Annotated in this window: 24 protein-coding genes; 14 read left to right on the top strand and 10 right to left on the bottom strand. The window is 64.3% G+C overall.

Features of this window, described 5'->3' with window-relative positions; genetic code table 11:
* Positions 1-145: 145 nt before the first annotated feature.
* Positions 146-1,300 (top strand): cyclopropane fatty acyl phospholipid synthase, encoded by a 1,155-nt coding sequence (cfa, locus tag C2134_RS05945; protein WP_103318471.1) that lies wholly within the window; start codon positions 146-148, stop codon positions 1,298-1,300.
* A 70-nt stretch (positions 1,301-1,370) separates the two neighbouring features.
* On the opposite strand, the gene ptsG is transcribed toward cfa, so the two are convergent.
* The 3 genes from ptsG to C2134_RS05930 form a co-directional block, all read right to left on the bottom strand.
* A complete protein-coding gene (gene ptsG, locus C2134_RS05940) occupies positions 1,371-3,137 on the bottom strand; it encodes a PTS glucose transporter subunit IIBC (RefSeq protein ID WP_103318316.1) in 1,767 nt (588 codons plus the stop codon).
* A 174-nt stretch (positions 3,138-3,311) separates the two neighbouring features.
* Entirely contained in the window at positions 3,312-5,825 is a 2,514-nt protein-coding gene (gene ptsP / locus C2134_RS05935) for a phosphoenolpyruvate--protein phosphotransferase (protein WP_103318314.1), read from the bottom strand.
* 552 nt (positions 5,826-6,377) lie between these two features.
* Positions 6,378-6,770 (bottom strand): DoxX family protein, encoded by a 393-nt coding sequence (locus tag C2134_RS05930; protein ID WP_103318312.1) that lies wholly within the window; start codon positions 6,768-6,770, stop codon positions 6,378-6,380.
* Positions 6,771-6,872: 102 nt separating this feature from the next.
* On the opposite strand from C2134_RS05930, the gene C2134_RS05925 reads away from it, so the two are divergent.
* Positions 6,873-7,757, top strand: a complete 885-nt coding sequence (locus C2134_RS05925; protein ID WP_103318311.1) for a LysR family transcriptional regulator — start codon at positions 6,873-6,875, stop codon at positions 7,755-7,757.
* 67 nt (positions 7,758-7,824) lie between these two features.
* On the opposite strand, the gene C2134_RS05920 is transcribed toward C2134_RS05925, so the two are convergent.
* From C2134_RS05920 to aroQ, 5 genes are all read right to left on the bottom strand, one after another.
* A complete protein-coding gene (locus C2134_RS05920; RefSeq protein ID WP_103318309.1) occupies positions 7,825-8,934 on the bottom strand; it encodes a DUF3426 domain-containing protein in 1,110 nt (369 codons plus the stop codon).
* Positions 8,931-9,827, bottom strand: a complete 897-nt coding sequence (gene prmA / locus C2134_RS05915; protein ID WP_103318307.1) for a 50S ribosomal protein L11 methyltransferase — start codon at positions 9,825-9,827, stop codon at positions 8,931-8,933. Before prmA ends, C2134_RS05920 begins: the two co-directional genes overlap by 4 nt.
* The gene (gene accC, locus C2134_RS05910; RefSeq protein ID WP_103318305.1) at positions 9,827-11,185 is read right to left on the bottom strand and encodes an acetyl-CoA carboxylase biotin carboxylase subunit; all 1,359 of its coding nucleotides are present in this window, start codon (positions 11,183-11,185) and stop codon (positions 9,827-9,829) included. Before accC ends, prmA begins: the two co-directional genes overlap by 1 nt.
* A gap of 117 nt (positions 11,186-11,302) precedes the next feature.
* Positions 11,303-11,761, bottom strand: a complete 459-nt coding sequence (gene accB / locus C2134_RS05905) for an acetyl-CoA carboxylase biotin carboxyl carrier protein (protein ID WP_103318303.1) — start codon at positions 11,759-11,761, stop codon at positions 11,303-11,305.
* 36 nt (positions 11,762-11,797) lie between these two features.
* Positions 11,798-12,268, bottom strand: a complete 471-nt coding sequence (gene aroQ, locus C2134_RS05900; RefSeq protein WP_199153618.1) for a type II 3-dehydroquinate dehydratase — start codon at positions 12,266-12,268, stop codon at positions 11,798-11,800.
* Positions 12,269-12,540: 272 nt separating this feature from the next.
* On the opposite strand from aroQ, the gene queA reads away from it, so the two are divergent.
* From queA to ubiB, 6 genes are all read left to right on the top strand, one after another.
* A complete protein-coding gene (queA, locus tag C2134_RS05895; RefSeq protein ID WP_103318302.1) occupies positions 12,541-13,563 on the top strand; it encodes a tRNA preQ1(34) S-adenosylmethionine ribosyltransferase-isomerase QueA in 1,023 nt (340 codons plus the stop codon).
* 167 nt (positions 13,564-13,730) lie between these two features.
* Positions 13,731-14,102 carry a gamma-butyrobetaine hydroxylase family protein gene (locus C2134_RS05890; RefSeq protein ID WP_103318300.1) on the top strand — a complete coding sequence of 124 codons (372 nt, stop codon included), beginning with the start codon at positions 13,731-13,733 and terminating at the stop codon, positions 14,100-14,102.
* A gap of 2 nt (positions 14,103-14,104) precedes the next feature.
* Entirely contained in the window at positions 14,105-14,839 is a 735-nt protein-coding gene (ubiE, locus tag C2134_RS05885) for a bifunctional demethylmenaquinone methyltransferase/2-methoxy-6-polyprenyl-1,4-benzoquinol methylase UbiE (RefSeq protein ID WP_103318298.1), read from the top strand.
* The gene (locus tag C2134_RS05880) at positions 14,839-15,354 is read left to right on the top strand and encodes a M15 family metallopeptidase (RefSeq protein ID WP_103318296.1); all 516 of its coding nucleotides are present in this window, start codon (positions 14,839-14,841) and stop codon (positions 15,352-15,354) included. The genes ubiE and C2134_RS05880 overlap by 1 nt, the downstream gene beginning before the upstream one ends.
* 20 nt (positions 15,355-15,374) lie before the next feature.
* Complete coding sequence (locus C2134_RS05875; protein ID WP_103318294.1) at positions 15,375-15,962, top strand: ubiquinone biosynthesis accessory factor UbiJ; 588 nt, start codon at positions 15,375-15,377, stop codon at positions 15,960-15,962.
* Positions 15,963-15,970: 8 nt separating this feature from the next.
* Positions 15,971-17,497, top strand: coding sequence for a ubiquinone biosynthesis regulatory protein kinase UbiB (gene ubiB / locus C2134_RS05870; RefSeq protein WP_103318292.1), 1,527 nt, complete (start codon positions 15,971-15,973; stop codon positions 17,495-17,497).
* Positions 17,498-17,608: 111 nt separating this feature from the next.
* On the opposite strand, the gene C2134_RS21150 is transcribed toward ubiB, so the two are convergent.
* A complete protein-coding gene (locus C2134_RS21150) occupies positions 17,609-17,899 on the bottom strand; it encodes a hypothetical protein (RefSeq protein WP_146042100.1) in 291 nt (96 codons plus the stop codon).
* A gap of 12 nt (positions 17,900-17,911) precedes the next feature.
* Between C2134_RS21150 and C2134_RS05865 the strand changes: the two genes are divergently transcribed.
* On the top strand, positions 17,912-19,228 hold the full coding sequence (locus C2134_RS05865) for an NAD(P)/FAD-dependent oxidoreductase (protein ID WP_103318469.1): 1,317 nt from the start codon (positions 17,912-17,914) through the stop codon (positions 19,226-19,228).
* Between the two features lie 436 nt (positions 19,229-19,664).
* Entirely contained in the window at positions 19,665-20,978 is a 1,314-nt protein-coding gene (locus C2134_RS05860) for an MFS transporter (RefSeq protein ID WP_103318290.1), read from the top strand.
* On the opposite strand, the gene C2134_RS05855 is transcribed toward C2134_RS05860, so the two are convergent.
* Positions 20,975-21,343, bottom strand: a complete 369-nt coding sequence (locus C2134_RS05855; RefSeq protein WP_103318289.1) for an Mth938-like domain-containing protein — start codon at positions 21,341-21,343, stop codon at positions 20,975-20,977. The genes C2134_RS05860 and C2134_RS05855 overlap by 4 nt on opposite strands.
* 230 nt (positions 21,344-21,573) lie before the next feature.
* Between C2134_RS05855 and C2134_RS05850 the strand changes: the two genes are divergently transcribed.
* From C2134_RS05850 to thrC, 4 genes are all read left to right on the top strand, one after another.
* Positions 21,574-22,806, top strand: coding sequence for a pyridoxal phosphate-dependent aminotransferase (locus C2134_RS05850; protein WP_103318287.1), 1,233 nt, complete (start codon positions 21,574-21,576; stop codon positions 22,804-22,806).
* 113 nt (positions 22,807-22,919) lie between these two features.
* Positions 22,920-24,230, top strand: coding sequence for a homoserine dehydrogenase (locus C2134_RS05845; protein WP_103318284.1), 1,311 nt, complete (start codon positions 22,920-22,922; stop codon positions 24,228-24,230).
* Positions 24,223-24,558 carry a hypothetical protein gene (locus C2134_RS05840; protein WP_071109634.1) on the top strand — a complete coding sequence of 112 codons (336 nt, stop codon included), beginning with the start codon at positions 24,223-24,225 and terminating at the stop codon, positions 24,556-24,558. The genes C2134_RS05845 and C2134_RS05840 overlap by 8 nt, the downstream gene beginning before the upstream one ends.
* The gene (thrC, locus tag C2134_RS05835; protein ID WP_103318282.1) at positions 24,555-25,964 is read left to right on the top strand and encodes a threonine synthase; all 1,410 of its coding nucleotides are present in this window, start codon (positions 24,555-24,557) and stop codon (positions 25,962-25,964) included. Before C2134_RS05840 ends, thrC begins: the two co-directional genes overlap by 4 nt.
* Positions 25,965-25,976: the final 12 nt, after the last annotated feature.

Genomic DNA, 25,976 nt, shown 5'->3' with positions numbered 1-25,976 from the left:
GACCATCCGAGAAAACTTCGCAGCCCGCCGGCGTCAAGGCGTCATGCCGGGCCTGGGGCTGGCGGGTCTCCATCCAAAACAAAACTGATTTTAAGATTGTCGATCGAGTTCGCTGTGCAGTGTGGCTGAGGCCATGGGGGATGCCATGAATTCATCTTGTCTTGAAAACGAGGGCAATGCCGTTCGCCAACCGGGGCAGGCGGTGATCGAGGAGCTGTTGTCCGCGGCGGACATCGCTGTCAACGGCAGCCGGCCGTTCGATATCCAGGTCAAACATCCGCAGTTTTACCGGCGCGTGCTGCAACAGGGCTCGCTGGGGCTGGGCGAAAGCTATATGGATGGCTGGTGGGAGTGCGAGCGGCTGGACATCTTCTTCCAGCGGACGTTGCGCGCCGGTCTGGAGCATCGCCTGCCGCGCCGTTGGCGCGACATCCTGTACGTGCTGGCGGCCAGAGTGGTCAATTATCAATCCTTGCGCCGCGCCCGCCGGGTGGGCGAGCATCACTATGACTTGGGCAACGACTTGTTTGCCGCCATGCTCGACCCCTATATGCAATATTCCTGCGGCTACTGGAAAGACGCCGACACGCTGGAGGCGGCGCAGGAGGCCAAGCTCAAGCTGATCTGCGACAAGCTGGGCCTGCAGCCGGGCATGCATCTGCTGGATGTCGGTTGCGGCTGGGGCGGGCTGGCGGAATACGCCGCGCGTCATTATGGCGTTCGCGTGACCGGCATCACCATTTCCGAACAGCAGCAGCGGCTGGCGCGAGAGCGCTGCGCCGGGCTGGACGTGGAAATCCTGCTGCAGGATTATCGCCATCTGCAGCTGCGGGCGGATCGCATCGCGTCGGTCGGCATGTTCGAGCACGTCGGCCCGCGCAACTACCGCGCCTACTTTGAAACCATCGCCCGCAATCTGAAGCCGGATGGCCTGTTCTTGCTGCATACCATAGGCGCCAAGGTGACTGATATGTGGGTGGACCCGTGGATAGAGAAATACATCTTTCCCAACGGCTGCCTGCCATCCGCCATCCACATCGCCGAAGCCAGCTCGGAATATTGGCTGATGGAGGACTGGCACAACTTCGGCGCCGATTACGATCTGACGCTGATGGCTTGGCTGCAGCGTTTCCAGCAGGCCTGGCCGCAGTTGTCGGGCCATTATTCGCCGCGTTTCTACCGCATGTTCTGCTATTACCTGAATGTCTGCGCCGGCGCGTTCCGGGCGCGGGACATCCAGCTGTGGCAGGTGCTGTTCAGCCGGCAGGGGATTGAAGGCGGGCTGCGCGTGGCGCGCTGAGGCGCGGTGGGTCATGAAAAACGCCAGCGGCGAGCCGCTGGCGTTTTGTTTGGGCCGGAGACAGGGCCTATCAGGCTTGCAGCGCCGCGGCGAGGGCGGCGGCCTGATCGCCTACGATCAGGTGCAGCGTGCCCGGAGACACTTGCGTCACCGCGCTCACGCCGGCGGCGCGGGCAGCGGCTTCGTTGAAGCGGCTGGCATCCTTCAGTTCCACGCGCAGGCGGGTATGGGCGATGGCCTCTACCTTGCCCAGGTTGGCGTTGCCGCCCAGGGCCTGCTTCAGCGCGGCGACATCGGCCTTGGCCGCAGCCGGGGCGGCCGCGGGAGCGGCTGCCGGCGCCGGCGCGGAGGCTGCCGGAGCGGAAGACAGTTCGGCATCGCTGCCGGCGCTGCGCAGATAGATGTCCATATCGGTTTTCAGGTTTTCCGATTTGGGTCCGAAGATGGCTTGCACGCCATTGCCCACCACCACCACGCCGGAGGCGCCCATGGCTTTCAGCTTGGCTTGATCCACTTTGGCGATTTCAGCCACGGCCACGCGCAGACGGGTGATGCAGGCGTCCAGGCCGCGGATGTTGGAGCGGCCGCCGAAGGCCAGCACCAGTTCGCGAGCGCGCTGGTCTTCGCTGACTGCGCCAGCGCTTTCCAGGGTTTCATCTTCGCGGCCCGGGGTCTTCAGGTTGAACTTGGTGATGACGAAGCGGAACACGCTGTAGTACACCACGGCGTAGATCGGGCCCAGGATGAACACGTACCAGGCGTGCTTGGCCTTGTCGCCGATCAGGTTGAACATCAGGAAGTCGATGCCGCCCTGCGAGAAGGTGAAGCCCATGTGCATGTCCAGGGTGTTGGCCACGAACTGGGTGGAAGCGGCCAGCACGGCGTGGATCACGTACAGGATCGGCGCCACGAACAGGAAGGAGAACTCGATCGGCTCGGTGATGCCGGTCAGGAACGAGGTCAGCGCGGCGGAGATCATGATGCCGCCCACCTTGACGCGGTTTTCCGGCTTGGCCGAGTGCCAGATGGCGATGGCGGCGGCCGGCAGGCCGAACATCTTGAACAGGAAGGCGCCGGACAGGATGCCCGCGGTCGGGTCGCCGGCAAAGAAGCGGGCGATGTCGCCGTGGATGACCTTGCCGGTCACCGGGTCGGGGAAGGCGCCGATTTCAAAGAAGAACGGCACGTTCCAGATGTGGTGCAGACCGAACGGGATCAGCAGACGCTCGACGAAGCCGTACACCGTGGCGGCGGTGCGCGGGTCGCTGACGGCGGCCCATTGCGAGAACGCCTTGATGCCGTTGCCGATCGGCGGCCAGATGAAGGACAGGATCACGCCCAGGCCGATGGCGCCGATGGCGGTGATGATCGGAACAAAACGCTTGCCGGCGAAGAAGCCCAGGTATTCGGGCAAATTGATCCGGTAGAAGCGGTTGAACATATAGGCTGCCAGACCGCCGGCCAGAATGCCGCCGAACACGCCGGTCTGAATCGACGGCAGGCCCATGATGGTGGCGGTTTCCACACCCATGATGCCGGCCATCACGCCCAGGGTGACGGTGGTGACCAGATGGCCGATCACCGCGGCGATGGCGGCCACGCCATCGTTTTCCGTGAAGCCGAGCGCCACGCCGACGGCGAAGATCAGCGGCAGGTTGCCGAAGATCACATCGCCGGAGTGCTTCATCAGCGACAGGATCGCCAGAGCGATGGCGTTCTGGGTGTGGAAGTCGGTGGCGCCGATGCCGAGCAGCAGGCCCGCGACAGGCAGCACCGCTACTGGAAGCATCAGCGCCTTGCCTATCTTCTGCAGAAAAGCGAACGATTGACTAAACATGATTATTATCCTGCTTTGACATGCTTATGGAATGTCGAGCGGCTGTGAGGCCGTCCCCTCTATAAAGCACCGCCGTGGCTGGACGCTGCGCTAGGTGGCGCCGGACGGCGCCAGGTTGCCCTGGCGGTCTCCCCATCCGGCGCCGCAGCTCCCGCCGCGTCGGCGCTTATCCGATTAACGAGCGTGTTGATTCAGGTAGTGGCGGACGTCGGTCGCGGTGGACAGCGCCAACACATCCTTGGCCAGTTGCTGGCACTCGTCCAGGCTCCAGCGCGACAGCGTGGCTTTGACCGAGGCCACGGCCGGGGTGCTGGCGGACAGTTCGGTCACGCCTATGCCCACCAGCAGCGGCGCGGCGCGTTCGTCCGAGGCCAAGCCGCCGCATACGCCCACCCACTTGCCGTGGGCGCGCGCGCCTTCGCAGGTCAGCGCGATCATCGCCAGCACCGCCGGGTGCAGCGCGTCGGCCTGCTTGGCCAGTTGCGGGTGGCCGCGGTCCATCGCCAGCACGTACTGGGTCAGGTCGTTGGTGCCGATGGAGAAGAAGTCGACCTCCGGCGCGAAGCGAGCGGCCAGCACGGCAGCCGACGGCACTTCCACCATGATGCCGACCTTGACGTCGGTGACGCCGGCGGCGGCCTGTTCCTCAGCCAGAATGGCCTTGGCGGCGCGCAGCTCTTCCAGCGAGGCCACCATCGGGAACATGATGTGCAGCTTGGTCAGCGGCGCGGCCTGCAGAATGGCGCGCAGCTGGGTGCGCAACAGGTCAGGACGGTCCAGGCTGACGCGGATGCCGCGCAGGCCCAGGAAGGGGTTGTCTTCCTTGGGCAGCGGCAGATAGGACAGGGGCTTGTCGCCGCCCACGTCCAGCGTGCGCACCACCAGCGGGCGGTCCTTGCCCAGCGCTTCGGCCACGGCGCAATATTCTGCCGCCTGTTCCTGTTCGGTCGGCGCGGTGTCGCGGTTGTCGAACAGGAATTCCGAGCGCAAGAGGCCCACGCCTTCGGCGCCCTTGGCCACCGCTTCGCGCGCGTCGGCGGCGTTGCGGATATTGGCCACCACGTCGATGCGCACGCCGTCGCTTGTGGCGGCCGGCTGCATGGAGCTCTTGGCTTCGGACGCGCGGCGTTCGGCCAGGCGGGCGATTTCCTGCTCGGCGGCGGCCAGGTCTTCAGCCGTCGGGGCGATGGCCAGCGTGCCTTCATTGCCGTTCAGAATCACTTGCAGGCCTTCCGGCAGCTTCAGCGCGGACTGCGAGATGCCGCAGATCGCCGGGATGCCCAGCGAACGCGCCAGGATGGCCACGTGGCTGGTGGCGCCGCCGGTGCGGGTACAGAAGCCCATCACCTTGGACGGATCCAGCGAGGCGGTGTCGGACGGGGCCAGGTCTTCGGCGATCAGGATGGAGCCGGCTGGCAGTTCCAGAGAGGCCTGCTTCACGCCGGCCAGCAGGGCCAGCACGCGGCGGCCCACGTCGCGGATGTCGTTGGCGCGTTCGCGCAGCAGGGCGTTGTCCTGCGCTTCCAGGCGGGCGGAGTAGGCGCTGAAGGCGGCGCGCCAGGACCAGGCGGCGGACTTGCCGTCGGCCAGGCCGGTATAGGTTTGCGCCAGCAGGTCCGGGTCTTGCAGCAGCTCCTGGTGCATGGACAGGATGGCCTGCTTGGCCGGGTCGGTCAGCTGCGCCTTGACCAGATCCAGCTGGGCGGCGGCTTCCTCGGTGGCGCGGGCGAAGGCCTGCTGTTCCACATTGGCGCCCTTGCCCTGTTCCGGCACGTCGAATTCCTGCAGGCGGTGATGGACGATGCGGCCGATGGCGATGCCGGGCGAAGCGCCCACGCCAGCCAGCTGGGTATCGCTGTCCTGTTGCTGGGCCGAGGCCGGAGCGGCAGCCGGCGCAAGCGGCGCCTCGTCGGCTTTCTCGCCGCAGCGGTCATTCAGCAGTTGGGTCAGTTCCGCGATGGCGGCGGCGGCATCGTCGCCTTGGGCGCGGATGCGCACCTTGTCGCCGAACTTGGTGGAGAGGCCCATGATGGCGACCACCGACTTGGCATTGGCTTCATTGCCATCCAGGAGCAGCTGGATGTCGGAGCCGAAGCTCTTGGCCTTGCTGGCGAACACGGCGGCCGGACGAGCATGCAGGCCGGCCGGGTTGCCGATGGTGATGTCGGCGGACAGTTGCGGCTCGCCGACGACGGCTTGCAGCACATCCTTGCCGTTGGCCAGCTGCAGCGACAGCACCACGTTCTTGCCGGCATCCACCATGCCGGTGGCCGGCTGCATGCGGGCCACGGTCTCGCCGTTGGTGATGATGATCTGCGTCAACAGGCTGGCGGCCTTGCGTCCCACCAGGTCCAGATCGAAGTCGATGACCGGCTGGCCGGCGCTGACTTGCTGGCCTTGTTCGATCAGCGGGAAGAAGCCTTCGCCCTTCAGCATCACGGTATCGATGCCCACGTGCACCATGACTTCCACGCCTTCCGCAGTGGTGATGGTGAGGGCGTGATGGGCCGGATGCAGGTTGCTGACCACGCCGCCGACCGGCGCCAGCAGGCTGCCGGAGGTGGGGTCAAGCGAGATGCCGTCGCCGACCATTTTGCCGGCGAATACCGGGTCCGGAACGCTGTCCAAGGGGACCAGCCATCCAGAGAGGGGGGCCAGGATGTCTAGTCTTGGTGCGGAGGTGCCCATGAGAAACTCCTCAATTCGTGGATAATTCCAGTCGTTTTATTACGAGCGTCAATCAAACCGGTTCTTGTTTGCGCCAGCTCAAGGGCCATTTCTGCGCCTCTTGACGGCTTGGCTTGTCCTGACTGGCTTTCGGCGATTATATACAGGTCGCCATCTGCAGACATCGACGACTGGGTTGCGTTATATCTTGCCAAGGTTTGTAGTTAAACTACACGCAAATTACGCAGCAGCTTGATGGCAATCAAGAAAATGTGCAAGTCTGAATTGTTCGAATTAAGTGCTGCGTTGCACCATAGCTGGGCAAGCCCGTTATTGTAGCTTGATTGCGCTGGAATTAGCGGCGGGAAGGGCGGCGGGGCGGTTGTTGCATTTTTGTAATGCAACTCTAAAACGGAGAAAGGCGGCATCCGGCCCGGGAGGGCCGGATGAAAGGGCATTTAGAGCCGCTCACAAAACCTCGTTAGAGAACCTGAGCCAAGGCGCGCCGACGCAGACAGTACTTGAGTACGGCAAGGAGGCGCAACGCAGGATCAAGGGTTTGATTAGCGGGTCTCAGGCGGCGCGGGCGCGCTTGGCATCGCCTTGCAGGAACAGCGCCAGCGATGCGGCGATCAGGAAGGCCGGATATTCCCAGCCGCCGCCGGCATTGGCGAACATCCAGCCATTGGCGGCATGAACCAGCACGATGGCGCCCAGAAGCTGCGGAATCAGCAGCAGCGCCACCCAGCGCGCCTGGATGCCGGCCAGCAGCAGCAGGCCGCCGCCGATTTCCACCAGGATGGCGATATAGCCAAAGAAGCCGGGCAAACCCAGGCTGGCGAAGTAGCCGGCGGTGCCGGCCGGACCAAAGACGAAAAGTTTCAATGCGCCGTGCGACAGATACATCAGACCCAGCGCCACGCGCAGCAACAGCGTGGCGAGGTAGGGATTTTGCAGACGGTTCATGGTGTTTGTTCCTGAAGAATGGGGATGGCGCTATTTGACCATCGGCCTTATATTCAATAAATATCGTTCTATTGAAATTATTATTTACCAATAAGAAACTATATGGACCGTTTTTCGGAAATACGCGCCTTCGTCGCCGTGGCGGAACTGGGCAGCTTTGTCGCCGCGGCGGAGCGGCTGGAGTTGTCGCGGGCGATGGTGACCAAGCTGGTGGCGGCGCTGGAAAACCGCTTGGGCGCGCGGCTGATGCATCGCACCACGCGCAAGCTGTCGCTGACCGAAGCCGGCGAGACCTATCTGGCGCAGGCGGGCAGCCTGCTGGCGGAGCTGGATGAACTGGACGCGCGGCTGTCGCACGGCGCCAGCGAGCCGGTGGGACGCTTGCGGCTGTCGGCGCCGGTATCGTTCGGCATGCGCTACCTCGGCGCCATCATCGGCGGCTTCCATCAGCGCCATCCGCGCATCGAAGTGGAGCTGAACCTGAACGACCGGCGGGTGGATCTGGTGGAGGAAGGCTTCGATCTGGCGCTGCGGGTATCCAATCTGACCGACTCCACCCTGGTGGCCAGGCGCTTGGCGCAGATCCGCGACCTGGTGGCGGCATCGCCGGACTACCTGGCGCGCCACGGCACGCCGCGCCACCCGGCTGAGCTGGCCGAGCATCAGTGCCTGCTGTACGCCTTGACCGCTCAGCCCAACATCTGGGATTACCGCGGGCCCGACGGCAGCCAGGACAAGGTGAGAGTGAAGGGGGCGCTGCGGGCCAATAACGGCGACGTATTGACCGACGCCGCGGTGCACGGCATGGGCATCGTCTTGCAGCCGCGTTTTCTGCTGGAGAAAGCGCTGGCCGATGGCAGCCTGGTGCCGGTGCTGCAGGAGTACGATTGGCACTGCCTGGATCTGTCCGTGGTGTATCCGGTGCGGCGGCATGTGCCGGGCAAGGTCAGGGTGTTTGTCGAGTATCTGGAAGAGTTTTTCCGCTAGGGCGGAAGCCCGCATGGCGGGCGTTCCGCCGACGGGCTAGCGATGAGATCAGGCGCGAAGTCGTGGCTTAGGGGTAGAACCAATACAGGCTGTAACCCATGGCGTGCACCTTGCCGGCGTCCAGCCGCATGGTGACTTTGACTTCGCTGTTGCCATTGAAGCGCCCCAGCTTGAGGTCGTCCGGCTTCAGGTATTCCTTGGGCGTGAATACCTTGCGGATCAGCACCTGGTCGTCGCTGTCCTTCAGCGTCACTTCCAGCATCGGGTAAGCCTGGGCGTACTGGGCGTGGTTCTTCAGCGTGGCGGACAGCTGGATCAGATTGGGGTAGTCCGGCACGAAGGCCAGTTCCGACCATTCGGTGCGGATCAGCGCGATGTCGGTCGGCCAGGGCACGTCGCAGCCCATGGACTTGCACAGCTGTTCCAGCGCGGGACGGGCTTCCGGCGCCTCGGCGGCGATGCGGGTGCGATTGATGTAGACCAGCTGCGCGGCCAGAAACAGCAATCCCAGCAAGGCGAATGCCGCAAGCAAGCCGTTGAGCCAGGGCGCGGCGGGCTTTTGCTTGCGGGCCTCGTCTTCCTCCTCGGCATCGGCGTCGGTGAACAGCGGCTCCTCCGGCTCGATACGGGCCGCGGGCTTGATCGGCTCCGGTTCCGGCGGCGTCTCGGCGCGGCGGCGGCTGCCAAATACTTCCGGTTCCGCGGCGATGGCCGGGCCGGGGGCCGGCTCATTGAAGGGATTGCCTATCGGCGCCGTGATGTTGCGGTTCTGCATGGCCTCGGCCAGCGCGCGCTGGAAGGCTTCGACTTCTTCCGCCGGCGGCTCGGCCGGCTGCGCGGCGTGCTCGGCAGGAAGGTCGTACTGCGGCGCCGCTGCTATCGGCGAGGAGAGTTCGGCGGCGTTGGCGTGCGGGTCGAAGTCCGGCACCTCCAGCTCGAAGTCGTCCATCGGGTCGCGCTCGGGCGCGGCGGTCGACGTGATGGCTGGCGGCGGCGTGGTAATCAGCGGGGGAGGCGCAACCGGCGCGGGCGCCGGCTGCGTGATGACAAAATGATCCGGCGCCTTGAAGACATGCGAACAGCGCCCGCAGCGAACCAGTCCGTCGGCGGCGGCCAGCTGGACGTCGTTGACCTTGAAACGGGTCTGGCAGTTTGGGCACTGTGTCGTATATGTCATACCTGGGCGCGTCGGGTTCCTGTCAATCGTGTCCACCCTTCGTCGAACACAGGCGCGTCCATCTCAAACCACTGGTTATAGATGGCGGACAGCTCGTCGGCCTGCTCGGCGAGGATGCCGGAAAGCACGATTCTACCACCGGTTTTCACATGGCTTGCCAGCAAGTCGCCCAACATGCGCAACGGATTAGCCAGAATATTGGCCAGCACTACGTTGTATTGGGCTTGCGGATTGGCGTCCGGCAGGAAGAAGTCGGCCTGCACGCCGTTCTGCTCGGCATTGTCCTTGCTTGAGCGCACCGCTTGCGGGTCGATGTCGATGCCCACGGCCGAGGCCGCGCCGAGTTTCAGCGCGGCGATGGCCAGGATGCCGGAGCCGCAGCCGTAGTCGAGCACGGACTCGCCGCCTTTCAGCTGCTTGTCCAGCCATTGCAGACACAGCCGGGTGGTGGGGTGGCTGCCGGTGCCGAAGGCGAGGCCCGGGTCCAGCTGCAGGTTGACCGCGTTCGGTTCCGGCGCCTCGTGCCAGGTGGGGGTGATCCACAGCCGGTCGGAGATGCGGATCGGGTCGAACTGCGATTGGGTCAGCCGCACCCAGTCCTGCTCTTCCACGCGCTCGATCTTGTAGCTGGGCATGGTCAGCTGGCAGGCGGTGGCGGCGGCGGCGATCAGCAGCGCCGGGTCGTCGTTCTCGTCGAATAGCGTGATGATGCGGCTCTGGCTCCATAGCTGGTCAACCGGCTCGCCCGGTTCGCCGAAGATGGGCTGCTCCTTGTCGGTGCCGGCCCAGGCGTCCTCGATGGCGGTGGACAGCGCGCCGGCGTCCATCAGCGCGTCGGCTAGCCGTTCGGCGACAGAGGAATCGGAATCAATGGTGGCTTGCAACCAGGCCATCAGGCGCTCCCTTTTTTCTGCTGCGACAGGCGGTTTTCCAAGTAGTGGATGCTGGTGCCGCCGCGCTGGAAGGCCGCATCCATGAACAGCTCCTGGTGCAGCGGGATATTGGTCTTGATGCCGGAAATCGCCATTTCCGACAGCGCCACGCGCATCCGGGCCATCGCTTGCTCGCGGGTGTCGCCGTAGGCGATCAGCTTGCCCACCATCGAGTCATAGTGGGGCGGCACGACGTAGCCTTGGTAGATGTGCGAGTCGATGCGGATGCCGGGGCCGCCGGCCGGGTGGTAGCTCTCGATCTTGCCGGGAGACGGCACGAAGGTGAACGGGTCCTCGGCATTGATGCGGCATTCCATGGCGTGGCCGGAGATCACGATGTCTTTTTGCTTATAGCGCAGTTTCTCGCCCGCTGCGATGCGGATCTGCTCCTGCACGATGTCCACGCCGGTGATCATTTCGGTCACCGGGTGTTCCACCTGCACGCGGGTGTTCATCTCGATGAAGTAGAACTCGCCGTTTTCGAACAGGAATTCAAAGGTGCCGGCGCCGCGGTAGCCGATGCGGCGGCAGGCTTCGGCGCAAGCTTCGCCGATTCTCTGGCGCTGCTTGTCGGTGATGCCTGGCGCCGGCGCTTCCTCGATCACTTTCTGGTGGCGGCGCTGCATGGAGCAGTCGCGCTCGCCCAGATAGATGGCGTTGCCGTATTCGTCGGCCAGCACCTGGATTTCGATGTGGCGCGGATGCTCCAGGAATTTTTCCATGTAGACGGTGGGATTGCCGAACGCCGCGCCGGCTTCGGTGCGCGTCATCTGCACCGAGCTGATCAGCGCGCCTTCGGTATGCACCACGCGCATGCCGCGACCGCCGCCGCCGCCGGCGGCCTTGATGATGACCGGGAAGCCGATCTTCTTAGCGATCTTGGTGATTTCCACCGGGTCGTCCGGCAAGGCGCCGTCGGAGCCGGGCACGCAGGGCACGCCGGCTTCGATCATCGCGTTCTTGGCCGATACCTTGTCGCCCATCAGGCGGATGGTGTCCGGGCGCGGGCCGATGAAGACGAAGCCGGATTGCTCGACGCGCTCGGCGAAGTCGGCGTTTTCCGACAGGAAGCCGTAGCCGGGGTGGATGGCCTGGGCGTCGGTGACTTCGGCGGCGGCGATCAGCGCCGGCACGTTGAGATAGCTCTTGGCGGACGGGGCGGGGCCGATGCACACCGACTCGTCGGCCAGCTTCACGTATTTGGCGTCGCGGTCGGCCTCGGAATGCACGACCACGGTCTTGATGCCCATTTCGCGGCAGGCGCGTTGGATGCGCAGGGCGATTTCACCACGGTTGGCGATTAGAATTTTTTCGAACATGGAATTCTCCACAAGCCGGCCAGCGTTGGGATGATCGACCGGCCTTTGCTGTCACGTCAAACGACAAGGGCACAGACCTTGGCCGTGCCCTGAATCTCGCGAGGTCGTCGGAGCGTCTTACTCGATGACGAACAGCGGCTCGCCGTATTCCACCGGCTGGCCGTCTTCCGCCAGGATGGCCTTGATCACGCCGGAGCGGTCGGCTTCGATCTCGTTCATCAGCTTCATCGCTTCGATGATGCACAGGGTGTCGCCGGCGTTGACGCTTTGGCCCACTTCGACGAAGGACTTGGCGCCGGGGCTGGGCGAGCGGTAGAAGGTGCCGACCATCGGCGACTTCATCGCGTTTTCATTGGCGGCGGCAGGGGCCGGGGCAGCGGCCGCAACCGGCGCGGCAGCCGCAGGGGCGGCGGGCGCGGCGGCGTACATTTGCGCCACCGGCTGGGCGTAGCCTTGCTGTTGGTTGGCGGATACGCGGGTGATGCGGACTTTTTCTTCGCCCTCGGTCACTTCCAGTTCGGCGATGCCGGACTCTTCGACCAGGTCGATCAGTTTCTTGAGTTTACGCAAATCCATTGTTGATCCTTCGAATGGGGTGTTCAGTTACGGCGATCAGGGCTGCGCGGACAAATGCCGCAGCGCGTGCGCCAGCGCCAGCTCGTAACCGTGGGGGCCCAACCCGCAAATCACTCCGAGCGCCAGATCCGAAAAATACGAATGCTGGCGGAAGGGTTCACGGGCATGGACATTGGATAGATGCACTTCGATAAACGGCACTTTCACCGCCGCCAGCGCATCGCGCAGCGCGACGCTGGTATGGGTGAACGCCGCCGGATTGATCAGGATGAAGGCGGTGCCGTCATCCAGACATTGATGTATGCGTTCAATCAGTACATGCTCGGCGTTGCTCTGCAATGCTGTCAAAGCAAAGCCGGCGGCTTTGGCCTGATCGGCCAGCCGCTGGTTGATGGCGTCAAGTGTGTCCCGGCCGTAGTGTTGTGGCTCCCTGACCCCTAGCAGATTGAGGTTGGGACCGTGCAGCACAAGGATGGATCGGCTCAAGGCCTGACTCCCGTTTTTCATCTTGGCCGCGAGTTTGCCGCACTTCGCCGCAAGATGTCCAGCGTTTGCAGAAATTAAAACAATCGTTTAGCGGCTGGAATGCAGGGCAAGATCTTGGTTTTAGAGTAAAAAACTTAGCTGAATCAGGGTGCCGCAGTGTAGCGTATCTGCAATATGTCAAGAAAATATTTACGCGTCTAGTACGTCATGGCATTGGGTATTGGCGTTCCCGGCACTGTGCCCGATGGTTGGGCGCAGGTATAATCGGCCGGTTCTGAACCATAGCTTTCACCATGCAGCTCTCCGATTTCGATTACCACCTGCCTGAGGCCTTGATCGCCCAGCACCCGCCGGCCGTGCGCGGCGCCAGCCGACTGTTGCATGTGGACGGCATGATGCTGTCCGACCTCACTTTCGCCGATTTCCCATCGCGTTTGCAAGCCGGCGATTTGCTGGTGTTCAACGACACCCGCGTCATCCGCGCCCGCCTGTTCGGCGAAAAAGCCAGCGGCGGCAAGGTTGAGGCGCTGATTGAACGCGTGCTGGACGACCACACCGCGCTGGCGCATGTCCGCGCGTCCAAGTCGCCCAAACCGGGCAGCCGGCTGATTTTCGCCGGCCGCTGGGAAGCGGAGATGGTGGAACGCCACGACTCGATGTTCAAGCTGCGTTTCCTGGCCGAAGAGAACGTCTACGATATTCTGGAGGCGTCCGGCAAGCTGCCGCTGCCGCCTTATATCGAACGCAGCGCCGAGCAGGACGACGACGAGCGCTACCAGACCGTCTATGCCCGCGAGCAGGGCGCGGTAGCGGCGCCTACCGCCGGTTTGCACTTCACCGATGACATGCTGGCGACGCTGCAGGCGCAAGGCATCGCCACCGCCTTCGTCACGCTGCATGTCGGCGCCGGCACTTTCCAGCCGGTGAAGGTGGACAATGTGGCCGATCACAAGATGCACAGCGAGATCTACGATATTCCGCAGTCCACGGTGGACGCGGTCGCCGCGGCGCGCGCCCGCGGCGGCCGCGTGGTGGCGATCGGCACCACCAGCGTGCGCGCGCTGGAATCGGCCGCGCAGCATGGCGAACTGAAAGCGGGACGCGGCGAGACCGACATCTTCATCACGCCAGGTTACCGTTTCCGCGTGGTGGACCGCCTGCTGACCAATTTCCATCTGCCGAAATCGACGCTGCTGATGCTGGTGTCGGCCTTCGCCGGCTATGACGAGATGTTCCATGCCTACCGCCATGCGGTGGAGCAGCAATACCGTTTCTTCAGCTACGGCGACGCCATGCTGCTGGAACGGAAAGATTGATTGAGCATTTTTTAGCCACGAAATCCACGAAACGACACGAAAAAACGCACAAAGAAGGTGTGGAAGTCTGTGTGAGTTTTAAGCGCTTTGTTTACGGTCGTTTTTTTGTGGTTTTCGTGGATTAAGTGGCTAATGAGTTTTTTCAGGATTTAACCGAGGATAAGGCCATGTCCGGACTCACCCCCGACGCCGCGCAGCCGGTGGAAATCCAGCTGCACCAAATCTCCAAGGTGCTGGAGATCGCCTTTGACGATGGCGCCCGTTTCGAGCTGCCGTGCGAGTATCTGCGCGTCTATTCGCCTTCGGCCGAAGTGCGCGGCCATGGCGTGGGTCAGGAGAAGCTGCAGACCGGCAAGCGCCATGTCGGCATCACCGCGCTGGAGCCCATGGGCCATTATGCGCTGAAGATCACCTTCGACGATGGCCACGACAGCGGCCTCTACAGCTGGAGCTATCTATACGAGCTGGGCGCCAAGCGCGACCAGTACTGGCAGCAATATCTGGACAAGCTCGCCGCCGCCGGCGCGAGCAGGGAGTGAACATGGATAAGACCACGCATTTCGGTTACAAGACCGTGGCGGAGAGCGAGAAGGCCAGCAAGGTGGCCGAAGTCTTCCACTCGGTGGCCGGCAAGTACGATGTGATGAACGACCTGATGTCCGGCGGTCTGCACCGGGTGTGGAAGCATTTCACGCTGACCACCTCCGGCGTGCGCGCCGGCGACAAGGTGCTGGACATCGCCGGCGGCACAGGCGATCTGGCGCGCGGCTGGGCCAAGCGCGTGGGCAAGAGCGGCGAAGTCTGGCTGACCGACATCAACAGCTCAATGCTGACCGTGGGGCGCGACCGCCTGTTGGACGAAGGCATGATCTTGCCGGTGTCGCTGGCTGATGCCGAGAAGCTGCCGTTCCCGGACAATTATTTCGACGCGGTGTCGGTGGCTTTCGGCCTGCGCAACATGACGCACAAGGACGCGGCGCTGAAGGAGATGTGCCGCGTGCTGAAGCCGGGCGGCAAGCTGTTCGTGCTGGAGTTCTCCAAGGTGTGGAAGCCCTTGTCGCCGCTCTACGACTTCTACTCCTTCAAGGCCCTGCCCATCATGGGCAAGCTGGTGGCGAACGACGCCGACAGCTACCAGTACCTGGCCGAATCGATCCGCATGCATCCCGATCAGGAGACGCTGAAGCAGATGATGTTGGACGCGGGCTTCGGCAAGGTGGACTACCATAATCTGACCGGCGGCGTTGTTGCGCTGCACAAGGGCGTTAAGTTCTGATGACGCCGGAGCTGGCGGAGCGTCTGGCCGAGCTGGGTATCGCTCCGGCTGACTTGCTCGCGCGGGGGCTGGAAATCCATGCCGAGCCGGCCGAGCTGGCGTTGGCGGAGACCAATGCCGAAGGGCGAGAGTTTCTGCTCGTCCCAGCGGCGGCGGCCGCCTGGCAGGCTATGCGACGCGCGGCGGCGGACGAGGGCGTGGAGATGTTCCTGCTGTCGGCTTTTCGCAGCGTGGCGCGGCAGCATGAAATCGTGGCCGCCAAACTGGCGCGCGGCCAGCGGCTGGACGAGATACTGCGAGTCAGCGCCGCGCCCGGCTTCAGCGAGCACCATAGCGGCTGCGCCGTCGATATCGGCGCGCCGGGCTCGCCGCCGCTGGAGGAAGCGTTTGAAACCACCGCCGCCTTTGGCTGGCTTGAGCGGCGGGCGGCGGATTTCGGCTTTCATCTGAGCTACCCGCGCGGCAACGCCAGCGGCTATCTGTACGAGCCCTGGCATTGGCGCTGGCGGGCGTGACGGTTCACCGGAGTAAACACATGGCTCTGACCATCGCCGCATTCAATCATCTCTTGAACCAGCATCCGGCGCGCCGCGCCGAGCTAGCGCGCTTTTTCGGCCGGCGGGTCGCCATCGCGCTGCCGCCGCTGCATGTGGCCGGCGTGATTACCGATGAGGGCTGGCTGGCCGCCTGCGAGGGCGAGCCGGAAGCCAAGCTGGTGTTGCGCCACGGCGTGCTGTTCTCTCACCTGACCGGCCAGGCGCCGCAGTTGTCTGACATCGCGCTGGAGGGCGACGCCGAGCTGGCTGCCGCGCTCGGCCGCATTATCGGCCAGCTGCAATGGCACGCCAGCGAAGACCTGTCGCGGGTGCTTGGCGATGTGGCGGCGCAGCGCATCGAAACGCTGGCGCGCGGCCTGTTCGGCTTCAAGGGGCAGTTGGCCTTCCGCCTGGCCGACAACTGGCTGGAGCACTTGCGCGAAGACGGCGCCGTGCTGGCTGGACGGCATCAGGTGGGCCGCTTCGTGCAAGACGTGGACAAGCTGCGTGATGACGCCGGCCGGCTGGACAAGCGGCTGGAGCGGCTGGAAGCCGCGCTCAACCATAAACAGAATTCCCAGACCTGACGGACTTTATGTCGATATCGCGCTCGCTGAAGATTGTTGCCACCCTGTACCGCTACGGTCTGGATGATTTCCTGGAAGGGCATTCCAGGCTGGCCTTCCTGCACAAGCTGCTCCGCCTGTGTCCTATCCCGCGCGACACCTCCGCGCCCCTGCCGGCGCGGATGCGCATGGCGCTGGAGAGCCTGGGGCCGATCTTCGTCAAGTTCGGCCAGGTGCTGTCCACGCGGCGCGACCTGCTGCCGCCGGAATATGCGGACGAGCTGGCCTTGCTGCAAGACCGGGTCCCGCCGTTCGACGGCGCGCTGGCGCAACAGGCGGTGGAAAGCAGCCTGGGCCGCAAGATCGATGAAATCTATGTCGATTTCAACCAGACCCCGGTGGCCAGCGCCTCCGTCGCCCAGGTGCACAAGGCCTGGCTGCGGCAAGCGGACGGCAGCCGCGGCCGCGAAGTGGCGGTCAAGGTGCTGCGGCCCGGCATTTTGCCGGTGATCGAGCAGGACCTGTCGCTGATGCGCACGCTGGCCGGCTGGGTGGAGAAGCTGTTCGCCGACGGCAAGCGGCTCAAGCCGCGCGAAGTGGTGGCCGAGTTCGACAAATACCTGCACGACGAGCTGGACATGATGCACGAGGCGGCCAACGCCTCGCAGCTGCGGCGCAACTTCAAGGGCTCGGACAAGCTGATCGTGCCGGAAGTGTTCTACGACTACTCCAGCCGCGAAGTGCTGACGCTGGAGTGGATGCATGGGATTCCGGTAGGCCAGGTGGAGCGGCTGCGACAGGCCGGCATCGATCTGAGCAAGCTCAGCCGCTACGGCGTGGAAATCTTTTTCACCCAAGTGTTCCGCCACGGCTTTTTCCATGCCGACATGCATCCGGGCAATATCTTCGTGGCCGCCGACGGCCGCTATATCGCGTTGGACTTCGGCATTGTCGGCAGCCTCACCGATACCGACAAGCACTATCTGGCGGTCAACTTCCTGGCTTTCTTCAACCGCGATTACCACCGCGTGGCCACCGCCCACATCGAATCGGGCTGGGTGCCCAAGGATACCCGCGCCGAGGAGCTGGAAGCCGCGGTGCGCACCGTGTGCGAACCGATCTTCGAGAAGCCGCTGTCGCAAATTTCCTTCGGCATGGTGCTGTTGCGGCTGTTTGAAACCAGCCGCCGCTTCAATGTGGAAATCCAGCCGCAGCTGGTGTTGCTGCAGAAGACTTTGCTGAATATCGAAGGTCTGGGCCGCCAGCTGGACCCGGAGCTGGATTTGTGGGACACCGCCAAGCCCTTCCTGACCAAGTGGATGAACGAGCAGGTCGGTTGGCGCGGCCTGTTGCGCACGCTGAAGCACGAAGCGCCGCAATGGGCTACTACCTTGCCGACCTTGCCGCGCAAGCTGAACGATACGCTGAGCTCGGCCAAGACCGACCTGCTGGTGGAAGGCTATATCCAGCTGATGCGCGAACAGAAGCGGCAGAATTTCCTGCTGCTGCTGATCGCCCTGCTGCTGGCGGCGCTGCTGGCCAAAAATCTGCTGTAGGGCGGATGCCCCGCTTGCGGGGCGATCCGCCCCACTTCCGCGCTGGCCCGTCGATTCTTACGTCAACCGCGTGGGGCGGGCAGGCCGGCAGGTCTTGCCCGCGCAATGCCTTCATGCGAACGCATTCATTCGAAAGGTTCGGCCGGCGATGCCGCGGCATGGCGGATCGCCCCTGTGGGGCATCCGCCCTACTAGGCTGCTGGCGCAAGCATGGATCATGCGCATGATCTGTGGATAAAAATCAAAATCTAGCATGGCTGTGGATAAGCTACCCGTCGGCGCGCGATTATCCGCAGCGTTTACGCGCCATTGGCATGACCCGCCCATGACGCTGGCTAATTTTCGCCGTTCACCGTTGATGGCAGGAAAAATACGGTAATCTTGGCCAAAAATACCACTCATCAGGAGCTGCTTATGTTAAGCCGCAACGCGGCGCTGCCGCGCATCGTCATTGTCGGGGGAGGCGCCGGGGGGCTGGAGCTGGCCACCCGTTTGGGCCGCACATTGGGCGCGCGCCACCGCGCGCAGATCGTGCTGGTCGATGGCTCGCCCACCCATATCTGGAAACCGCTGCTGCACGAAGTCGCCACCGGCGCGCTGAATACCGGCGAGGACGAAGTCAATTACTTCGCCCACGGCTACCGCAACGGCTACGATTTCGAATTCGGCTACATGACCGGCCTGGACCAGGCGCAACGCACGATACGGTTGTCTGCCATCCAGAGCCAGGATGGGAACGAACTGAGCCCGGCGCGCGATGTGTCCTATGACTGGCTGGTGATCGCGGTGGGCGCCCAGGCCAACGACTTCGGCACGCCCGGCGTGGCCGAGCATGCGATGTTCCTGAACACGCCGGCCGATGCCGAAAAGCTGCGCCATCGGGTGCTGGAGCAGGCCTTCCGCGCCAGCGGCGCCGCGGCGCCGGCGCGCGCGCTGTCCATCGCCATCGTCGGCGGCGGCGCCACCGGCGTGGAACTGGCCGCCGAGCTGAACCATACCATGTGCGAACTGCACCACTACGGCGCGCGTCTGCAGCCGGAGCGGGTGAGGATCAGCGTGATAGAAGGCGCCGAACGTATCTTGGCCGCCGCGCCGCCGTCGCTGTCCGCTTACGCCGAGGAACAGTTGGCCGGCAAGCGCATCCAGGTGCTGACCAATAGCCTGGTGGCTGCGGTGGAGGCCGATGGCGTGGCGTTGAAGGATGGCCGCAAGATCGAGGCAGACATTACGGTGTGGGCCGCCGGCGTCAAGGCGCCGGCTTGGCTGGCCACGCTGGACGGTCTGGAAGTGAACCGCGTCAATCAACTGGTGGTGGATACCCGGCTGCATTGTGCCGGCGGCGACTGCATCTACGCGATGGGCGATTGCGCCGCCGCGCCGGACGGCGACAGCGGCCGCATGCTGTCCGCCACCGCCCAGGTGGCGCACCAGCAGGCGCGCTATCTGGCCGAAGAGTTGGCGCGCCGGCTGGACGACAAGCCGGCTCGGCCGTTTGTCTTCAAGCCGCAGGGCATGATGGTGTCGCTGGGCAAGCATACCGCGGTCGGCAGCCTGGCGGCCGTGGTGGGGCCGAAGCGCGATTACCACGTGGAAGGCCGCGGCGCGAAGCTGATCTACGCCTCGCTGTACCGCATGCACCAGGCGGCAGTGCACGGCTGGGTGCTGGCGGTGCTGCTGTTCATCGGCGACAAGCTGCGCCGCGCGGCGCGGCCGGCCTTGAAGCTGCATTGATGGTGTGCTGGGCCGTTTAGGTCCGGCTCGGAAGGTTTTAGCGAATGCCGTTCACTTGCGGAAAGTGAGCGGCATTTTGTTTTATGTGGAGTCCGCTGTACGGATGGATGTTTGCATGGCTAGGCTGCCCGATGGGCAGGCCAGGGGGCTGCGCGGCCAGCCCCCCGGCACCCCCAGGCCGCCCCTACGGCCCGAGAAACCCCGACAAAACAGGCTTGGACCAGGCGCCGCCGATCAAAAAAACGGCGGCTTAAAAGCCCCTGGCCCAAGTCTGTTTTGCCGGCACGGGCCAAAGGGGAGTGGGACGCTGCCGATTAATGCCGTCATTTATTATTCTTTTGTATTTGCTTGCCAGCATCTGGTGCTGCGCCGCAGCTTGACCCATTCCCCGCATTCCTCGATGCTGTTTTGACATTTGCATATCGAAGGGGCGGGCATGGAGCTGGGCAAGTGGTTGGACGAGCGGCCGTTGGGCGCATTTCAGTATCGGCTGTTGATTCTGTGCGGCTTGTGCATGATTCTGGACGGCTTCGACGTGCAGGCCATGGGTTATGTGGCGCCGGCCCTGCTGGAAGACTGGGGCATTGCCAAGGCGGCGCTGGGGCCGGTGTTCGGCTCCGGCCTGCTGGGGCTGATGCTGGGCGCGCTGCTGTTCGGCGCTGTGGCGGACCGCATCGGCCGCCGCCCGGTGTTGCTGCTGTGCACGCTGCTCTTTTCCGCCGGCATGCTGGCCACGTCCCTGGCCGCCAGCCTGCCGCAGTTGATCGCGCTGCGGCTGATCACCGGCATCGGCTTGGGCGGCATCATGCCCAATGCGATGGCTCTGGCCGGCGAATATAGCCCGGCGCGGCGGCGCGCCAGCCTGATGATGATCATTTCCTGCGGCTTCACCGCCGGCGCGCTGCTGGGGGGCTTGCTGGCCGCCTGGCTGATTCCGGCCCATGGCTGGCGCGCGGTGTTCATCGTCGGCGGCGCCGCGCCGCTGCTCTTGTGGCTGCCTATGCTGCGCGGTCTGCCCGAGTCGGCGAAATTCCTGCTGCTGCGCGGTCGGCCGGCGCAGGCCCTGTTCTGGCTGCGGCGGATGGACCCTGCCTTGCCGGCCGATTGTCAGCCGTGGCTGGCGGAACAGCCGGCTTCGCGCAATCCGGTGATCGAACTGTTCCGCCATGGCTTGGCCCGGCGCACGCTGCTGCTGTGGCTGCTCAGTTTTCTGAATCTGATCGTGCTGTATTTCCTGTCCAACTGGATGCCATCGCTGCTGCGGGCGCAAGGGCTGGACATGCGCCATGCCCTGCTGGCGGGCAGCATGCTGCAACTGGGCGGAGTGGTGGGCACGTTGGCCTTCGGTCACTGGATAGACCGTCTGGGCTTCCGCAAGGTGTTGCTGGCCAGCTTTCTGCTGGCGGCATTGGGCTTGTGGACGCTGGGCGGCATCGAAGGCGAGGCCTTGTGGCTGTATGGGCTGCTGTTTTGCGCCGGCTTCTGCGTCATCGGCGTCCAGCCGGCGGTCAATGCGCTGGCGGCCAGCGCCTATCCCACCTGCCTGCGCGCCACCGGCGTAGGCTGGAGCCTCGGCATCGGCCGCATCGGTTCGGTGCTGGGGCCGTGGCTGGGCGGCGTGCTGATCGGGCTGTCGTGGAGCCAGCCGGCGCTGTTCGCCCTGCTCGCGCTATTGGCCTTGGCTGCGGCGGGCGTGGTGTGGGCCTATCACCGCGAGCCCGCGCGGACGCGGGCGGAGGAGGCGGCTTAGATCGCCAGCAGCGCGGCGATCACGCGGCGGTCTTCCGCCAGCAGGATGTTGAAGGTGCGGCAGGCGGCCTGGGTGTCCATGCACTCGATGCCGATGCCGGCCTGGGTCAGCGCGGCGTACAGCTTGGGATGGACGAAGCGTTGGCTCTTGCCGGAACCGAACAGAACCACTTCCGGCTGATAAGCCAGCAAGACCTCGAAATGCTCCGCGGCCAGGTTGGGGAAGTCCGGCGCGGCCCAGCTGACGATCTCGTCGCCGCTGACGATCAGGTTGCCGTCGTGGCGTTGGGCGTTGATCAGCACATGGCCTTCGCCGTAGCCGGTGAACAGGTTTTTGCCCTGTCCCAGCGACTGATGCATTTTCATCGGAATGGCTCCATTGACTCTGGGTTGCGGACGATGCGCGCGCCGCGCGTCGGCGCTGTGCAGTGCGTCAAAGATTGGGATAGGATTATACCCAGACCCGGAGTGGACGCGACCACGCCCTGTATGTGGTTTCCCGCCGGCCAACCAATACGAGAGATCCCATGAAACAGCCACACCGCCAAAGAAACGCCATAGCGTCTGGCGGGCAGCCCGAAACGGAAACCCCCTCCATGCAGCCCGTACATAAATCCAACAAGCTCGCCAACGTCTGCTACGACATTCGTGGCCCGGTGCTCGAGCACGCCAAGAAGATGGAGGATGAGGGCCATCGCATCATCAAGCTGAATATCGGCAACCCGGCGCCGTTTGGTTTTTTCGCGCCGGACGAGATCATCGAAGACGTGATCGTCAACCTGCCGGCCGCCTCCGGCTATTCCGATTCCAAGGGCCTGTTCGCCGCGCGCAAGGCCATCATGCATTACGCGCAGCAGAAGAACCTGCCCAATGTCGCGATGGACGACATCATCATCGGCAACGGCGTGTCCGAACTGATCGTGATGGCCATGCAGGCGCTGCTGGACAACGGCGATGAAGTGCTGGTGCCGGCGCCGGATTATCCGCTGTGGACCGCGGCGGTCAGCCTGGCCGGCGGCAAGGCCGTGCACTACGTCTGCGACGAAGAGCAGGGCTGGTTCCCCAGCATCGACGACATCCGCGCCAAGATCACCCCGTCCAGCCGCGCCATCGTCATCATCAACCCCAACAACCCGACCGGCGCGGTCTATCCGCCGGCCTTGCTGCAGCAGATCGTCGACCTGGCGCGCCAGCACCAGCTGATCATCTACGCCGACGAAATCTACGACAAGGTGCTGTACGACGCGGTCAAGCACACTTCCATCGCCTCGCTGGCGCCGGACCTCTTTGTGGTGACGCTGAATGGCCTGTCCAAGAACTACCGCGCCTGCGGCTACCGCGCCGGCTGGATGGTGCTGTCCGGCGAGAAGACGCATGCCAAGGACTATATCGAGGGCCTGAACATGCTGGCCTCGATGCGGCTGTGCGCCAACGTGCCATCGCAGTATGCGATCCAGACGGCGCTGGGCGGCTACCAGAGCATAGACGACCTGGTGGCGCCGGGCGGCCGCCTGGCGCGCCAGCGCGATCTGGCGCACAAGCTGTTGACCGAGATCCCGGGCGTCAGCTGCGTCAAGCCGCAGGGCGCCTTGTACTTGTTCCCCAAGCTGGACCCCAAGGTTTATCCGATCGCCGACGACCAGCAGTTCATCCTGGAGCTGTTGCAACAGGAGAAGGTGCTGCTGGTGCAGGGCAGCGGCTTCAACTGGATTGCGCACGATCACTTCCGCGTGGTATTCCTTCCCAACTCGGATGATCTGATCGAGGCCATCGGCCGGATCGCCAGCTTCCTCGAGCGTTACCGCAAGCGCCACGGCAGCGCCGAATAAGCGCATGAAAGCGGGCGGCGGGGGAAACCTCGCCGCCAGGACCGTGCGGACAGGCGCAGCCTGTCCAGACGGCCTTGAGCCGAATAAAAACCAGGGACAGAATGGAGATGTATATGAAACCGATCAATATCGGCCTGATGGGCGTCGGCACCGTCGGCGGCGGCACCGCCACCGTGTTGAAACGCAACGCCGGCGAGATTACCCGCCGCGCCGGCCGCGAAATCCGTCTGATCCAGGCCGCCAACCGCGACGTGGCCAAGGCCCGCGCCGCCTTGGGGCCGGATGTGCAGGTGGTGGACGATGCGCTGCTGGTCGTCAACAACCCGGACGTGGACATCGTGGTTGAATTGATCGGCGGCGACACCATCGCCAAGGAGCTGGTGCTGAAGGCCATCGCCAACGGCAAGCACGTGGTCACCGCCAACAAGAAGCTGCTGGCGTTGCACGGCACGGAAATTTTCGCCCGCGCCCAGGAGAAGGGCGTGATGGTGGCGTTCGAGGCGGCCGTGGCCGGCGGCATTCCCATCATCAAGACCTTGCGCGAAGGCCTGGCCGCCAACCGCATCGAATGGATTGCCGGCATCATCAACGGCACCTCCAACTTCATCCTGACCGAGATGCGCGACAAGGGCGCCAGTTTCGCCGACGTGCTGGCCGAGGCGCAGCGGCTTGGCTATGCCGAGGCAGACCCTACGTTCGACATCGAAGGCCACGACGCCGGCCACAAGCTGACCATCATGGCGGCGTTGGCCTTCGGCATCCCGATGCAGTTCGATCAGTGCTATCTGGAGGGCATCAGCAAGCTGGATGGGCGCGACATCCGCTACGCCGAGGAGCTCGGCTACCGCGTCAAGCTGCTGGGCCTGACCCGCCGCACCGACAAGGGCGTGGAGCTGCGCGTGCATCCGACGCTGATTCCGGAAAGCCGGCTGATCGCCAACGTCAACGGCGTGATGAACGCGGTGCTGGTCAAGGGCGACGCGCTGGGGCCGACGCTGTATTACGGCGCCGGCGCAGGTGCCCTGCCCACCGCGTCGGCGGTGGTGGCCGACATTGTCGATGTCACCCGTTTGCTGACTTCGGACCCGGAGCATCGCGTGCCGCATCTGGCCTTCCAGCCGGACCAGTTGCAGGACTTGCCGATTCTGCCGATTGCGGACGTCACCAGCTCCTATTACCTGCGCATCGGCGCCGTGGACCGCGCCGGCGTGCTGGCCAATATCACCCGCCTGCTGGCCGAGAACGGCATCTCGATCGAGGCGCTGATCCAGAAGGGATCGGTCAGCGACGGCACCGCCGAAGTGGTGATCCTGACCCACCGCGTGCAGGAAAAAGCGATCAATCGGGCCATAGCCAGCATCGAAGCGCTGGACAGCGTGGCTGGCAAGGTAGTGCGTCTGAGGATGGAAGAGTTGAATGACTAAGTCTTTGCAAGCCGGCTTGTACGCCGCGCTGTTTACCGGCGTCGCCGCGGCGACGCCGCTGAGCCCCGGTCAGCATCAGTTGCTGCAGGGTTTCCTGATGCGCGGTTGCCTGAAGCGCACGCCGGCTTCCGACGGCGTCGGCCAGCCCGGCAACGAGCAGGTGCAGCGTTATTGCCAGTGCGCCAGCGAGAAACTGGCCAATACCTTCACCGCGGAGGAGGTGATGGGCGTGCTCACCGGCCAGATCAAGAAAGACGACCCGCGCGGCAAACAGCGCCTGAAGGAGGCGTCCGCCGCCTGCGGCCAATATCTGGAAACACAGCAATGAAATATGTCAGTACCCGCGGCGGCATGGCGCCGCTGCCGTTTTGCGAAACCGTGCTGATGGGCCTGGCGCCGGACGGCGGCCTGCTGCTGCCGGAGCGCTACCCGCAGATTGACCGCGCCACGCTGGAGGCCTGGCGCGGCTTGAGCTATGCCGAGCTGGCGTTTGAAATCATCCGCCTGTTCGCCGACGACATCCCTGCGCAAGACCTGAAGGGCATCGTCGAGCGCGCTTACCGCGCGGAAACCTTCGGCAGCGAGGCCATCACGCCGATCAAGCGCCTGCATGACGGCCTGGTCATCCTGGAGCTATCCAATGGCCCGACGCTGGCGTTCAAGGACATGGCCATGCAGTTCCTCGGCCAGCTGTTCGAATACGTGCTGGATAAGCGCGGCGAGACGCTGAACATCCTGGGCGCCACCTCCGGCGACACCGGCTCCGCTGCCGAGTATGCCATGCGCGGCAAGCGCGGCATCCATGTGTTCATGCTGAGCCCGGACGGCAAGATGAGCGCTTTCCAGCGCGCGCAGATGTACAGCCTGCAGGATGAAAACATCCATAACATCGCCATCCAGGGCATGTTCGACGACTGCCAGGACATCGTGAAGGCGGTGCAGAACGACCATGCCTTCAAGGCGCGCCACAAGATCGGCACCGTCAACTCGATCAACTGGGCGCGCGTGGTGGCCCAGGTGGTGTACTACTTCCACGGCTACTTCCGCGCGACGGACAGCAACGATCAGCCAGTCAGCTTCTGCGTGCCGTCCGGCAACTTCGGCAATGTCTGCGCCGGCCATGTGGCGCGGCAGATGGGCCTGCCGATAGACCGCCTGATCGTCGCCACCAACGAAAACGACGTGTTGGACGAGTTCTTCCGCACCGGCCGCTACGCGCCGCGCGGCAGCGAGCGCACCTATGTCACCTCCAGCCCGTCCATGGACATCTCCAAGGCCTCCAACTTCGAGCGCTTCGTGTTCGACCTGATGGGCCGCGACGGCGAGACGGTGAAGCGCTTGTGGGCCGAGGTGGACGCCGGCGGCGGCTTCCAGCTGGATGCGGAAACGATGAGCCGCGTGCGCGAGCAGTTTGGCTTCGTCTCCGGCAGGAGCGCGCACGCCGACCGCCTCGCCACCATCCGCCAAGTCGACGCCGAGGACGGCGTAGTGGTGGACACCCACACCGCCGACGGCATCAAGGTGGCGCGCGCGCTGCGCCGTCCCGGCGAAACCATCGTTTGCCTGGAAACCGCGCTGCCGGCCAAGTTCGCCGAAACCATACGCGAGGCGCTGGATCGCGACCCGCCGCGGCCGGCTGGTTTCGAGCGGCTGGAATCCTTGCCGCAGCGCGTGGTGACGCTGCCGGCGGATGCCGGCCAGGTCAAGGCCTTGATCGAGAAGACCTTGGCCTAAGCCGCCGTGATG

Origin of the sequence: Chromobacterium sinusclupearum, assembly GCF_002902845.1 — a bacterium.
Taxonomy (GTDB): domain Bacteria; phylum Pseudomonadota; class Gammaproteobacteria; order Burkholderiales; family Chromobacteriaceae; genus Chromobacterium; species Chromobacterium sinusclupearum.
The sequence above is the reverse complement of the archived record's forward strand: the minus strand, read 5'-3'. Positions and strand labels throughout refer to the sequence as shown.